The sequence below is a fragment of the Streptomyces sp. 147326 genome, from assembly GCF_045000215.1.
Taxonomy (GTDB): domain Bacteria; phylum Actinomycetota; class Actinomycetes; order Streptomycetales; family Streptomycetaceae; genus Streptomyces.
The window spans coordinates 3484123-3496164 of record NZ_CP134201.1; the positions used below are offsets into that span (position 1 = coordinate 3484123).

The following is a 12042-nucleotide window of genomic DNA, read 5'->3' on the forward strand; positions in this document are numbered from 1 at the left end:
GCGGGGCTTCGGGGTGGGGTGGTGCCCCACCGGTCCGCGACCCCCACGGGCCAGGAAGAATCTCTGGCGAATAAAGTTGCTGTAAGTGACCACTGAGCCGCATGATGCGGCAGGCGGCGGCCTTCTCATCCCGCCACGCACTTCGCGCCACTTTCATCCCGTGGGGGGATCTGTCCTAAATGGGCGCTTCACTGCGCGCCTTGCGCGCCCTCGTCCTGCTCGCCGGCTTCTACCTGCTCGGCGTCTTCCTGCTGGCAGCCCTCGCGGGCGCCGACTACGCCGTCTTCACCTGGCTGCAGGGCGCGATCGTCTACAAGATCGTCATCTTCTCCTTCGTCCTCGCGATCCCGATCGTGCGCGGCATGTTCATGCTGCGCACCCCCAAGAGCGAGCCGCAGGCCGGCATCACCGTCACCGTCAGCGAGGACCAGGAGCCCGCGCTGTGGGAGGCCGTGCGTGACGTCGCCCGGCAGGTCGGCACCCGCGCGCCCGACGAGATCGTGCTGATCGAGGACGTGAACGCGGCCGTCAGCGAGGAGTCCTCGCTGCTGGGCCTGCGGCCCGGTACCCGTCGCCTCTACCTCGGCCTGCCGCTGATGATGGGCCTGGACGAGATGCAGCTGCGCGCCGTACTCGCCCACGAGATGGGCCACTACGCCAACTTCGACACCCGGCTCACCCCGCTGATCGCCCGCGGCCGCGCCCAGCTGATCCGCACCATCGCCCACTTCCACGAGCGCTCCGACAAGAAGGTCGCCAAGGAGCGCGCGCGGCAGGAGAAGCACGCCGCCAAGCGGATCGCCAAGGGCAGGAAGGCCACGATCGTCGAGACCCCGGGCCTGGGTGCGACGTACCGCGGCATGGCCAAGATCTACACGGCGTACGGCAACTTCTACATGCGCGCCACCCGCTCCACCGCCCGCCGTCAGGAGCTCGCCGCCGACCTCGCCTCGGTCAGCGTCGCCGGCCGCGACTCCGCCGCCTCCGCCCTGCGCGAGCTGAACGCCCTCGACTCGGCGCACGGCTTCTACATGAGCTCGTACGCCACCCTCGGCGTCGGCGCCGGCCTGCTGCCCCGCCCCGGCCAGGTCTTCGGCGGGCTGCGCCGGCTGCTGGACGCCCGCTCGGCCGATCTGGACGAGCTGCGCGAGGAGCTGTCGACCGAGCCCACCTCGCCGTACGACTCCCACCCCGCGCTCGCCGAGCGCGTGACCCGTATCGAGGCGCTGCCCGACGACGGCCGCGCCGGGCAGGCCGCCCGTCCGGCCCTGGATCTGCTGGCCGACGCGGACGCGGCGCTGACCGCGCTCGAGCAGGCCGTCCTCACCCCCGAGGCCCTCGCGCTCAAGCGGGTGGACTGGGAGGACCTCGTCCACGAGTCCATGACCCTGTACGTCGACCAGGGCGCGGAGGAGATCCGGGAGGCGTTCGCCGCCGAGGGCGCGGGCCCCCGACTCGCCGAACTGCTCGACGCGTTCGACGCCGACCCGGCGGTGCGCTGGCGGATCGCCGACCGCTTCCCGAAGTCCGAGCAGGCGGCGGCCGCCACCGGCCGCACCGCGCGCGAGTTCGCCCGCCCGGTCCTGCGGCGCGCCCTGAACCAGCTGGTCAGCGTCGAGCTGACGGCTCGTGGCGCCGCCCGCTGGCAGCTGTCCTGGTCCGACTCGGCCGCTCTGGTCTACCCGGCCGACGGCTTCGAGGAGCAGCTCGGCCTGGCCCTGGACGCGGCCGTCTCCGACCAGCCCGACACCGAATCCCTGCGAAAGCTGGTGCTTGCCCCGTGATCGGTCTCTCCATCCTCGGCCTCCTGCTGGCGGGTGGCGCGTACAAGATCCTGCGGGGGGTCTACTTCCTGCGCAAGGCGAAGCGGCTGGAGGCGGAGGTCGCCGTACTGGAGGCGCAGACCGCGGCCACGAACGACCGCACCGCCGCCGTCAAGGCCGAGCGGAAGGCGCGGGAGGCGGCCGAGGTCGTCGCGCTGGGCTTCGTGGCGGAGGAGGACCTCGACACCGAGAACGCCCTGCCCGTTCCGCCCGAGCGTACGGCCGCACTCGACGCGGTGCGCGCCGGCGACTGGGAGGCGGGGGCCGCGTACGTCGAGGCGTGCGGGACGGACTGGGAGGAGCGCTGGCAGCGCGTCCGCGTCCTGTCGGAGGTGGCTGCCGAGGACGACACCTGGCTGCTGGCCTGGCGCGCGGCCCGGCCCACCGACGCGACCGCGGCACTGGTGAAGGCCGACACGAGCATCCTGGTGGCGTGGAACGTGCGCGGCAGCCAGGCCGGCAGCCGCACCACGCAGGAGCAGTTCCGGATCTTCCACGAGCTGCTCGCCAAGGCGCAGGCGGACGTGCACGAGGCCCAGCGGATGGCCGATCCGGCGGACCCGGTCCCGTACATGGTGGAGCAGCCCATCGGGCAGGGCCTGGGCTATTCGCACGAGCAGTACGGCGAGCTGTGGGCGCAGATCACCGGCCGCGACCCCAAGGTGCTGTCGGCGCACACCAACGCCCTGCAGTATTGGTGCGCGAAGTGGCGCGGCTCGCACGAGACGGCGCTGGCCTTCGCGCGGGCGTCGGCCGCCTCGGGCAAGCCGGGTGAGCTGCTGTCCCTGCTGCCGCTGGCGGCCTACGTGGAGCAGGAACTGCGCGAATCGGACCTCAAGCCGGAGACGTTCTTCAAGGAGCCCGAGGTCGCCGCGGCGGTGGAGGCGGCCCTCGTGGACCTGGCGGCGGCCGACCCGGCCGACTGGCGGGCGATCCGGCTGCGGCACATGCTCGCCTGGTTCCTGTTCTGGCAGGACCGGGACGCGGAGGCGGTCGAGCAGTTCCGGCACATCGACGGGTACATCGGGGCGATGCTCTGGTACTACTCGCCGAGGTCCAGGTACGTGTTCGCGCGGAACTGGGCGGTGCGCGAGGTCACGCCGGGCCTGTGACACGTGGAACGGGGGCGGGCCGGGGAATCCCCGCCCGCCCCTTTCCGTTGTCATTGCCACAAGGAGGGAATCCATGTTCTCGTACCGCCGTACGCCCGAGCTCCCCACCCGCGAGGAGGCCCTGACGGGCCGCGCGGAGCCGCTCTTCGCCCTGCCCGAGAAGCACACCGTGCTCGGCAACCCGCTGTCCGGTCCCTACCCCGCGCACCTCGAAGTGGCCGACTTCGGCCTGGGCTGTTTCTGGGGCGCCGAGCGCAAGTTCTGGCAGACCCCCGGGGTGTGGACCACCCTGGCCGGCTACCAGGGCGGCTTCACCGAGAATCCGACCTACGAGGAGGTCTGCTCGGGCCTGACCGGCCACACCGAGGTCGTCCGCGTGGTCTTCGACCCGTCCCAGGTCTCGTACGCGGCCCTCCTGAAGCTGTTCTGGGAGTCCCACGACCCCACCCAGGGCTTCCGCCAGGGCAACGACGTCGGCACCCAGTACCGCTCGGCGGTCTACACCCACTCCCCCGCACAGCAGGCGACGGCGGAGGCCTCCCGCACGGCCTACCAGCAGGTCCTGGCCTCCTCGGGCTACGGCGAGATCACCACGGCCGTCCTCCCGGCGGCGGACCGCCCCTTCTGGCCCGCGGAAGCCCCTCACCAGCAGTACCTGGACAAGAACCCGGGCGGCTACTGCGGCATCGGCGGCACGGGCGTCTCCTGCCCGATCGGCGTGGCCGCGGCGGAGTGACCCGGCGGAAAGCGATCCGGTGGAAGTGACCAGGCGGAAGTGACGCGCCGGCCGGTCAGATCGTCGAGGCGTCGATGACGAAGCGGTAGCGCACGTCGCTCGCCTGCACCCGCTCGTACGCCTCGTTGATCCGGTCGGCGCTGATCAGCTCGATCTCCGAGCCCAGCCGGTGCTCGGCACAGAAGTCCAGCATCTCCTGGGTCTCGGCGATCCCGCCGATCATCGATCCGGCGAGGGTCTTGCGGCCGCCGATCACGGAGAAGAGGTTGAGGGCGACCGGCTCCTCCGGGGCGCCGACGTTCACCAGCGCCCCGTCGACCTTCAGCAGGCCCAGGTACGCGTCCAGGCCGAGCGGAGCGGAGACGGTGGACAGGATCAGGTCGAAGCTCCCGGCCAGCTCCTCGAAGGTGGCCTCGTCGCTGGTGGCGTAGAAGTGGGAGGCACCCAGCTTCAGGCCGTCCTCCTTCTTGCGGAGGGTCTGCGACAGTACGGTGACCTCCGCGCCCAGCGCGTGGGCGATCTTCACCCCGATGTGGCCGAGGCCGCCGAGGCCGACGACCGCGACCTTCGTGCCGGGGCCGGCTCCCCAGTGCCTGAGAGGGGAGTAGAGCGTGATGCCGGCGCACAGCAGCGGCGCGGCGGCGTCGAGGGCGAGGCCGTCGGGGATGCGGACGGTGTAGTTCTCGTCGACGACGAGGTGGGTCGAGTAACCGCCGTACGTGGGCTCGCCGTTCTTGTCGAGCGCGTTGTAGGTGCCGGTCATGCCCTTGACGCAGTACTGCTCCTGGCCGCGCAGGCAGTACGCGCACTCCCGGCAGGAGTCGACGAAGCAGCCGACGCCCACCCGGTCCCCGACGGCGAACCTGGTGACGCCAGCGCCGACTTCGGTGACGACGCCGGCGATCTCGTGGCCGGGGACCATGGGGTAGATCCCCTCGCCCCAGCCGTCGCGCACCTGGTGGATGTCGGAGTGGCAGATGCCGGCGTACTTGATGTCGATGAGGACGTCGTGCTCGCCGACGGGGCGGCGCGGAACGGTGATGCGCTCCAGCGGGGCCCTGGGGGCGGGGGCGGCGTAGGCGGCGACCTGGGTGACGGACATGGGGGTGCTCCTTCGGGCGGTGACGTCGGGTGGTGGACCCCACGCTGCCGGTCCGGCCGAAGTCCACCCATCCCCCTGTCCTGACTATGACCGGCGAACCTACCCCTGACGGGGTCAGGCTCGCGCCCGCACCGCGGCGCGCCGCCCGGTGATACTGGCGGCATGGACCAGCTTGATCAGCGAGCCTGCCTCGGCGAATTCCTCCGCTCCCGCCGCGCGCGGCTGCGCCCCGAGGACGTGGGACTGCGGGACTACGGGCGCCGCCGGCGCGTGCCCGGGCTGCGCCGCGAGGAACTGGCGCAGCTGGCGGGAGTGTCGGTCGCGTACTACACGCGGCTGGAGCAGCGCGACGGGCACAACGTGTCGACGGAGGTCCTGGACGCCATCGCGCGGGCCCTGCGGCTGGACGCCACCGAGCGGGCGCATCTGGCGGACCTGGCCCGGCCGAAGGCGCGCAGGCGCCGGCAGGGCCGGCGCCCCCAGCAGGTGCGGCCGGAGCTGCGGACGCTGATGGACGCGATGGACGGCGTACCGGCGTACCTCGTGGGGCACCGGCAGGACGTCATCGGCTGGAACCGTCTGGCGGCCGCGGTCTTCGGGGACTTCGGGGCGCTGCCGGCGGCGGAGCGGAACCTGGTGCGGCTGGTGTTCCTGGACCCCGCGACGGCGGAGCTGTACGGGGAGTGGGAGTGCCGGGCGTGCGAGGTGGTCAGCAACCTGCGGCTGTACGCGGGTCAGCACCCGGACGACGAGCAGCTGTCGGCGCTGGTCGGGGAGCTGTCGGTGAAGAACGAGGAGTTCCGGCGGCTGTGGGCGGCGCACACGGTGGCGGACAAGACGCACGGGGTGAAGTTCCTGCGGCACCCGCTCGTGGGTGAGATGCACCTGTCCTTCGAGACGCTGACGCTCCCGGACGACCCGGCACAGTCCCTGGTCACCTTCCACGCGGCGCCGGGCTCCGCGTCGGCGGACGCCCTGCGCCTGCTGGCCGCTTGGGACGCCCAGTCGTCGACCGTGCCGGCGGCCGCGCGGCCGCCGGCGGGACGGCCGGCGGCGGCCGGCGTCCCCCGCCCGGCTACAGCTTGAGCTGGAAGATGCCCGCGTCGCGCTCCCGCCGGTAGCCGAGGGCTTCGTTCACCGCCCGCATGGGGGTGTTCTCGTCCGCCACCGTCGTGGCGATCCGGCGCAGCGCGGGATAGCGCCCGGCCGCCTCGGCCGCCATGCGGAGTTTCACGGCGCGGCCGAGGCCGTGGCCGCGGTGGCCGGGGGTGACGACCGTGTCGTACTGGACGCCGCGCCGGCCGGAGGGGTCCGGCAGGACGAGTTCCGTGTAGGCGGCCACCTCGCCCGCCGCGGTCACCGCCGCGACCGTGATCGGCTCCCCTCCCCGGTCGATGATCACCTGCTGCATGGCGTGCAGCCACTGCGCCGTCCAGACCGGGCTCCGCTCGTCCATGTCCCCGCTCGGCGCGTCCTCCATCGCCCCGTGGGCCGCGGCGGCGGCCGGCGCCCAGGTGTCGGGGACCAGGCCGTGCCAGGTGAGGAGTTCGTACCCAGGGGTGGCGGGGAACCGCGCGGGCCCGTCGGCCGGGAGTTCCTGTTCGTACCAGGCCATCGGCAGGACGTTCTCGAACCCCAGCGACTCCGCGAACGCCTGCCCCGGGCCTCCCAGGTCCACCAGGGCCGCGACCGAGGTCCGGCCCTGCGCGAGCAGTTCCTCGCGCGCCCGCTCCCACAGGGCGGTGCCCACGCCCCGCCGCCGCTCCTGCGGCCGTACGGTCAGCACGTCCAGGAACGCGGTGTGCGTGTTGCTCTCGTCCATGAAAAGGACCAGGGCCGCTATGCCCGCACCCCCGTCCGCCGCCCAGAGCACGGGCCGGCCGCGTGCGGGCGGCACGCACAGCCGCCCCGCGACCTCTCCGCGGGAAGGCGCGGGCAGCTGCGGCTGGTCGGCGGCCGCGGCTGCGGTCAGCACGGCCAGCCAGGCGTCCACCTCGGCGTCGGACGGGGGCAGGCCGAGGGAGTGGATCATCATCCCCCGACCCTAGAGGGCCCCGGACGCGGCACTGAGCGGTTTTCGGCCACCCTCTCGCCCGGCCTCCGGCATCCGGCACCGCCAAAGACGGACGGCGGGGACCCCCGAGGGGTCCCCGCCGTCCGTCGACTGCGGTCGGTTCACACGCGGCGTCAGGCGGCCGAGCCCGCCTTCCACTCCGCCCAGGCCATGTTCCAGCCGTTGAGGCCGTTGTCCGGCTTGATGGTCTTGTCCGGGGAGTTGACCACGGTGACCACGTCGCCGATGAGCGTGTTGTCGTAGAACCACGCGGCGGGCTGGTTCGGGTCGTTCGCGCCCTTGGCGTCGTTCAGGCCGACACAGCCGTGGCTGGTGTTGACGCTGCCGAAGACGGAGTCCGATCCCCAGTAGTTGCCGTGGATGAAGGTGCCGGACGTGGACAGCCGCATGGCGTGCGGGACGTCCTTGATGTCGTACTCGCCCTTGCCCTCTTCGTTCTTGAAGCCGACGGTCGAGCCGTCCATCCGGGTCTCCTTGAACTTCTCGGAGATCACCATCTGGCCGTTGTACGTCGGGTTCTCCGGGGAGCCCGCCGAGATCGGGATGGTCTTGAGGACCGCGCCGTCCCGGGTGACCGTCATCTTCTTCGTCTTCGTGTCGACCGTGGAGACCTGGCTGCGGCCGATCTTGAAGGTGACGGTCTTGCTCTGGACGCCCTGGACGCCGGGAGCGCCCTGGACGCCCTCCAGTGCGAGCTTCAGCGTGACGGTGGAGTTCGCCTGCCAGTACTGCTCGGGGCGGAAGTCGAGGCGCTGCGGGCTGAACCAGTGGCCGACGACTTCCTGGCCGCTGCTGGAGGAGACCGAGATCCCCGCCTGGACGGCCTTCTTGTCCTTGATCGCCTTGTTGAAGGTGATCGAGACCGGCATGCCCACGCCGACCGTCTGGCCTTCCTCCGGGACGAAGGAGGCCACGAAGCTGTTCTCGGGGGAGATGGTGGTGAAGGAGGCGTTCTCGTGGGCCTCGCGGCCGTCCGCGTCCTTGGCCGTCGCCGCCAGGGCGTACTTCGTGGAGCGCTTCAGGGCGGCGTCGGGCTTCCAGCTCTTGCCGTCGGCAGCGATCTTGCCGGCCACGGCCGCGCCCTCGCTGGTCTTCAGCTCGACCAGGGTGAGCGCGCCGTCACTGACGGCGACGCTGGCGGCGTCGTTGAGGCCGACGTTGGTGGCGCCGTCCTTCGGCGTGATGGTTATCTTCGCCTTCGACGCATCCTTGGCCGCTGCCGCGTCGGCCTCCGCCTGGGACTTGCTGGCCTCGCCGTTGCCCTTCGGCTTGTCGTCGCCCCCGTCGTTGCACGCCGAGAGCATCAGTACACCGCCGAGCACGACGGATATGGCCGCCAGGGACCTTCTCCGTCGCTTGCTGTCCGTCCTCACACGTCACTCCATCGTTGCCGGATACCCCGGGGCTGCCGTCCCGGGGTTGGCCGGGCAGGGGGACGCATCCCCCTGCCTCGTCCTGACAACGCGTTAACGGCGCCGGCCGGTTCCACATTCCGTTGGGATGTGGGCAACCACACGGTCAGGCGTTGTCGGGTTCTTCGTCGAAGTCCCCATCTTCCTCGTCGAGGTCCCACTCCATTGACTCGGGGTCGTATTCGACGGGCTCACTGCTCCACGAGGCCTGCGCCAGCTCCACGCCGGGAATCTCCGCGACCAGGTCGGTGGGGTCCACCAGGTAGGCGAGGGCCTCCGACTCGTCCTCGCGGACGGCGGACTCGGCGTGGCCGCGCTCCTCGTCCGGCATGAACTCGTCGGCCTTGATGTGCGCGAGCGCGGCTCCGGTGAGTGCCTGGGGATCCGGCACCTCAAGTACCAAATCCACCCGAAGCCGGACGTAACGTGATGTCTCAGAAGGGTTCATACGACGGAGAGTAAGCCCGCGGAAGCCCTGACTTTCCCACGACCCGCCCCTTTCCGTAGCATCACCGCACACGGCCAATTCGCTGCTGCCACAAGGGGGATCGCACCGTGTCCGCACGCCGACCGCTGCTCACCGCTCTCGGAGCGACCACCCTCCTCGCCGCCCTGTGGTTCGTGCCCTCGGCGGGCGCCACCTCACCAGGGGCCGCGGAGAGCCTTTCCGGCGTGCCCGCCGGCGCGAACACCGCCGAGAGCGGCGACGGGTCCGGAACCGGAACCGTCACGGGAACGGCCGAAGCGGCGGGCGCGCAGCCGCCGTCCGTCGTGCTCGCCGACACCGGCTCCATCGACACCACCCCTTACCTGCTGGGCGGCACGCTGTTCCTCGGCGTCGGGGCCGGGTTCGTGGCCTTCTCCGTACGCCGCTCCCACTCCGCGTCCCCCGCCCGCTCCCGCTGAACGGGGCGCCCTCCCGGTGAACGGGAAAGGCCGCCCCGGGAGGGATCCCGGAGCGGCCCTTCGCCGCACACCGGAGCGGCCCGCGGTCAGGCGAGCGGACCCGTCACCGGCTCCACCGCTGCGACGAGGCCGCCACTGCGAACGAAGGCGTCGGCCGCGGCCAGGTCGGGGGCGAGGAAACGATCCGGCCCGGGACCCTGCACACCCGCCGCCCGGGCGGCTTCGATGGCGGCCCGGCTGGCCGGCGCCGCGGTGAGCCCGTGGCGCAGCTCGATGGCGCGGGTGGCCGCGTACAGCTCGATGGCGATGATCCGCGTCAGGTTGTCGACGGCGGTACGGAGCTTGCGCGCGGCCGACCAGCCCATCGAGACGTGGTCCTCCTGCATGGCGGAGGAGGGGATCGAGTCGGCCGAGGCCGGCACGGCGAGCCGCTTCATCTCGCTGACCAGGGCGGCCTGCGTGTACTGGGCGATCATCAGACCGGAGTCCACGCCGGCGTCGTCCGCGAGGAACGGCGGCAGGCCGTGGGAGCGGTTCTTGTCGAGCAGCCGGTCGGTGCGCCGCTCGGCGATGGAGCCGAGGTCGGCGGCCGCGATGGCCAGGAAGTCCAGGACGTACGCGACCGGGGCCCCGTGGAAGTTGCCGTTGGACTCCACGCGCCCGTCGGGCAGCACCACCGGGTTGTCGACGGCGGCGGCCAGCTCGCGGGAGGCCACCAGGGCGGCGTGCGCCATGGTGTCGCGGCCCGCGCCGGCGACCTGCGGGGCGCAGCGCACGGAGTACGCGTCCTGCACGCGCGGGGCGGACTCCTCCTGGAAGTGTCCGGTGAGCCCGGAGCCCTTCAGCACGGCGGCCATGTTGGCGGCGGAGGCGCTCTGGCCGGGGTGCGGGCGGATGGCGTGCAGCTCGGGCTGCAGGACCTTCTCCGTGCCGAGCAGCGCTTCCAGGGTGAGGGCCGCGGTGATGTCGGCGGAGGTGTACAGCTTGCCGAGGTCGGCGAGGGCCATGACGAGCATGCCGAGCATGCCGTCGGTGCCGTTGAGGAGGGCGAGGCCCTCCTTCTCGCGGAGCTCGACGGGGGCGATCCCGGCTTCGGCGAGCAGTTCGCCGGCGGGGCGGACGGTTCCGTCCGGGCCCTCGGCGTCGCCCTCGCCCATGAGCGCGAGCGCGCAGTGGGACAGCGGGGCGAGGTCGCCGGAGCAGCCCAGGGAGCCGTACTCGTGGACGACGGGGGTGATCCCGGCGTTGAGCACGTCGGCCATGGTCTGGGCGACGGAGGGGCGTACGCCGGTGTGACCGGAGGCGACGGTCTTCAGCCGGAGGAACATCAGCGCGCGGACCACCTCGCGCTCGACGCGCGGGCCCATGCCGGCGGCGTGCGAGCGGACGATGTTGCGCTGGAGCTGGGCGCGCAGCTCGGGACTGATGTGCCGGGAGGCGAGGGCGCCGAATCCGGTGGACACCCCGTAGACGGGCTCGGGCTTGGCGGCGAGGGCGTCGACGATCTCGCGGGCGCGGGCGAGTGCGTCGAGCGCCTCGCCGGACAGCTCGACCCGTGCGTTGCCGCGGGCGACGGCGATGACGTCCTCGGCAGTGGTCCCGGAGGTCCCGACCACAACAGTGTGCATATCCATATTCAGCACCCTACGGATTGAATCGCTTCATGTCACTAGGCGAAATTGTCACGATCGCGACCGACGAGTAACCCTTACTGGCGCCCGCGGAAGCGGCGCCGCTCCCCCGGGGCCTCCTGGGCGGCGGCGTCCGCGAGCCGGACCACCGCGGTGTCCCGCCCCGCCACCACCGGCCCGGCCGAGCGCGCCGCCTTCGCCTTGTACTGGGCGGCGTCGGCCAGCCGGAACAGCCGCCGGGAGGACTTCACCGGCCCGATCGGGTCCCCGGTGGAGGCCACCCCGCAGGCCACGCCCTCGCCCAGCTCCAGCCCGGCCGCCCGGGTGCACACCTCCTCGGTGACCCGGACCACCTCGTCGGCGCTCGGGCCGACCCCGACCAGGCAGAACTCGTCGCCGCCGAGGCGCGCGACCAGCGCCCCGGGCAGCATGGCCCCGCACAGGCTGAGGACCGACCCGAACCGCTCCAGCAGCCGGTCGCCCATGGCGTGGCCCAGGGTGTCGTTGACCTTCTTCAGCCCGTTCAGGTCGCAGACGACGAGGCTGACCACCACCCCGGTGCGCCGGTGCTCCTCCAGGGCCCCGTCGAGCCGCATGTCGACGGCCCGGCGGTTCGCGAGCCCGGTCAGCGGGTCGGTGAAGGCCAGGCGCCGGGCCTCCTCCAGCCGCTCGTTCTGCGCGAGGCCGGCCGCGATCACGGCGGCCAGCACGGTGGCGAACTCGGCGTCGTCCTCGTCGAAGTCGGGCAGCCCCTCGTCCCGGGCGACGTACAGCTCGCCCCAGGCCCGCCCGCTGAGCACGACGGGTGCGACCACGCAGGTCCCGCGGCCGCGGTGGCGCAGGGCCTCCCCGCGCCGCCCCGGGCGGTCGCCGACGGCGCTCTCGACCCAGGCGTGCGGTCCGCCGCCGCCCACCCACCGTTCGTGGAGGAACTCGGTGATCTCGGGGAAGTCGTGCACGGGGTAGGACTCGTCCTCGGGGAACTCCTCCTCCCCGGCCCGCCGCTCGCCCTCGTTCACGAGCACGCGCAGGCGCCCCCGCTCCCGCTCCCACGCGGAGATCGCGGCGAACGAGCCGTCCAGCGCCGTGCGCGCCCCCCGCGCCGCCGCCCGCACACTGTCCCGCGGCGCGCAGGCCGCGGCCATCGCCTGCGCGAGGCTCACCACGGCCCGCAGCCGCCCGTCGACTCCCATCACCCCAGGTTAGGGAGTTTTGTCTGATTTGGTACGCGTGACGCTGCTGGGGG

Annotated in this window: 11 protein-coding genes; 5 read left to right on the top strand and 6 right to left on the bottom strand. The window is 72.4% G+C overall.

Features of this window, described 5'->3' with window-relative positions; all coding sequences use genetic code 11:
* The first annotated feature begins 179 nt into the window (after positions 1-179).
* The 3 genes from RIU97_RS15305 to msrA all read left to right on the top strand — a co-directional run bounded on the left by RIU97_RS15305 (position 180) and on the right by msrA (position 3671).
* The gene (locus RIU97_RS15305; RefSeq protein WP_404957127.1) at positions 180-1784 is read left to right on the top strand and encodes a M48 family metalloprotease; all 1605 of its coding nucleotides are present in this window, start codon (positions 180-182) and stop codon (positions 1782-1784) included.
* Positions 1781-2935, top strand: a complete 1155-nt coding sequence (locus tag RIU97_RS15310) for a hypothetical protein (protein ID WP_404957130.1) — start codon at positions 1781-1783, stop codon at positions 2933-2935. The genes RIU97_RS15305 and RIU97_RS15310 overlap by 4 nt, the downstream gene beginning before the upstream one ends.
* 73 nt (positions 2936-3008) lie before the next feature.
* Positions 3009-3671: a peptide-methionine (S)-S-oxide reductase MsrA gene (gene msrA / locus RIU97_RS15315; RefSeq protein ID WP_404957132.1), complete on the top strand. Its 663-nt coding sequence runs from the start codon at positions 3009-3011 to the stop codon at positions 3669-3671.
* Between the two features lie 55 nt (positions 3672-3726).
* On the opposite strand, the gene RIU97_RS15320 is transcribed toward msrA, so the two are convergent.
* A complete protein-coding gene (locus RIU97_RS15320; protein ID WP_404957133.1) occupies positions 3727-4773 on the bottom strand; it encodes an NAD(P)-dependent alcohol dehydrogenase in 1047 nt (348 codons plus the stop codon).
* A gap of 162 nt (positions 4774-4935) precedes the next feature.
* Here RIU97_RS15320 and RIU97_RS15325 point away from each other — a divergent pair, with 162 nt between their 5' ends.
* Positions 4936-5859, top strand: a complete 924-nt coding sequence (locus RIU97_RS15325; RefSeq protein ID WP_404957135.1) for a helix-turn-helix domain-containing protein — start codon at positions 4936-4938, stop codon at positions 5857-5859.
* On the opposite strand, the gene RIU97_RS15330 is transcribed toward RIU97_RS15325, so the two are convergent.
* The 3 genes from RIU97_RS15330 to RIU97_RS15340 all read right to left on the bottom strand — a co-directional run bounded on the left by RIU97_RS15330 (position 5849) and on the right by RIU97_RS15340 (position 8650).
* Positions 5849-6808 (bottom strand): GNAT family N-acetyltransferase, encoded by a 960-nt coding sequence (locus RIU97_RS15330; RefSeq protein WP_404957137.1) that lies wholly within the window; start codon positions 6806-6808, stop codon positions 5849-5851. The two genes, RIU97_RS15325 and RIU97_RS15330, sit on opposite strands and share 11 nt — an antisense overlap.
* A 152-nt stretch (positions 6809-6960) precedes the next feature.
* Positions 6961-8220, bottom strand: a complete 1260-nt coding sequence (locus RIU97_RS15335) for an Ig-like domain-containing protein (RefSeq protein WP_404957139.1) — start codon at positions 8218-8220, stop codon at positions 6961-6963.
* Positions 8221-8365: 145 nt separating this feature from the next.
* A complete protein-coding gene (locus tag RIU97_RS15340; protein ID WP_404957141.1) occupies positions 8366-8650 on the bottom strand; it encodes a hypothetical protein in 285 nt (94 codons plus the stop codon).
* A gap of 164 nt (positions 8651-8814) precedes the next feature.
* Between RIU97_RS15340 and RIU97_RS15345 the strand changes: the two genes are divergently transcribed.
* Complete coding sequence (locus RIU97_RS15345) at positions 8815-9165, top strand: LPXTG cell wall anchor domain-containing protein (protein WP_404957143.1); 351 nt, start codon at positions 8815-8817, stop codon at positions 9163-9165.
* An 86-nt stretch (positions 9166-9251) separates the two neighbouring features.
* Here the strand turns inward: RIU97_RS15345 and hutH are convergent, their stop codons facing one another.
* Together hutH and RIU97_RS15355 are read right to left on the bottom strand one after the other, a co-directional pair.
* Complete coding sequence (gene hutH / locus RIU97_RS15350; protein WP_404962844.1) at positions 9252-10793, bottom strand: histidine ammonia-lyase; 1542 nt, start codon at positions 10791-10793, stop codon at positions 9252-9254.
* A gap of 80 nt (positions 10794-10873) precedes the next feature.
* The gene (locus tag RIU97_RS15355; RefSeq protein WP_404957146.1) at positions 10874-11989 is read right to left on the bottom strand and encodes a diguanylate cyclase domain-containing protein; all 1116 of its coding nucleotides are present in this window, start codon (positions 11987-11989) and stop codon (positions 10874-10876) included.
* Between the last annotated feature and the right edge of the window lie 53 nt (positions 11990-12042).

What these genes read in the sequence shown, in the direction of transcription:
- RIU97_RS15305 (WP_404957127.1), top strand. Translation starts at nt 180, where the DNA reads ATGGGCGCTTCACTGCGCGCCTTGCGCGCCCTCGTCCTGCTCGCCGGC.
- msrA (WP_404957132.1), top strand. Translation starts at nt 3,009, where the DNA reads ATGTTCTCGTACCGCCGTACGCCCGAGCTCCCCACCCGCGAGGAGGCC.
- RIU97_RS15320 (WP_404957133.1), bottom strand. Translation starts at nt 4,773, where the DNA reads ATGTCCGTCACCCAGGTCGCCGCCTACGCCGCCCCCGCCCCCAGGGCC.
- RIU97_RS15325 (WP_404957135.1), top strand. Translation starts at nt 4,936, where the DNA reads ATGGACCAGCTTGATCAGCGAGCCTGCCTCGGCGAATTCCTCCGCTCC.
- RIU97_RS15330 (WP_404957137.1), bottom strand. Translation starts at nt 6,808, where the DNA reads ATGATGATCCACTCCCTCGGCCTGCCCCCGTCCGACGCCGAGGTGGAC.
- hutH (WP_404962844.1), bottom strand. Translation starts at nt 10,793, where the DNA reads ATGCACACTGTTGTGGTCGGGACCTCCGGGACCACTGCCGAGGACGTC.
- RIU97_RS15355 (WP_404957146.1), bottom strand. Translation starts at nt 11,989, where the DNA reads ATGGGAGTCGACGGGCGGCTGCGGGCCGTGGTGAGCCTCGCGCAGGCG.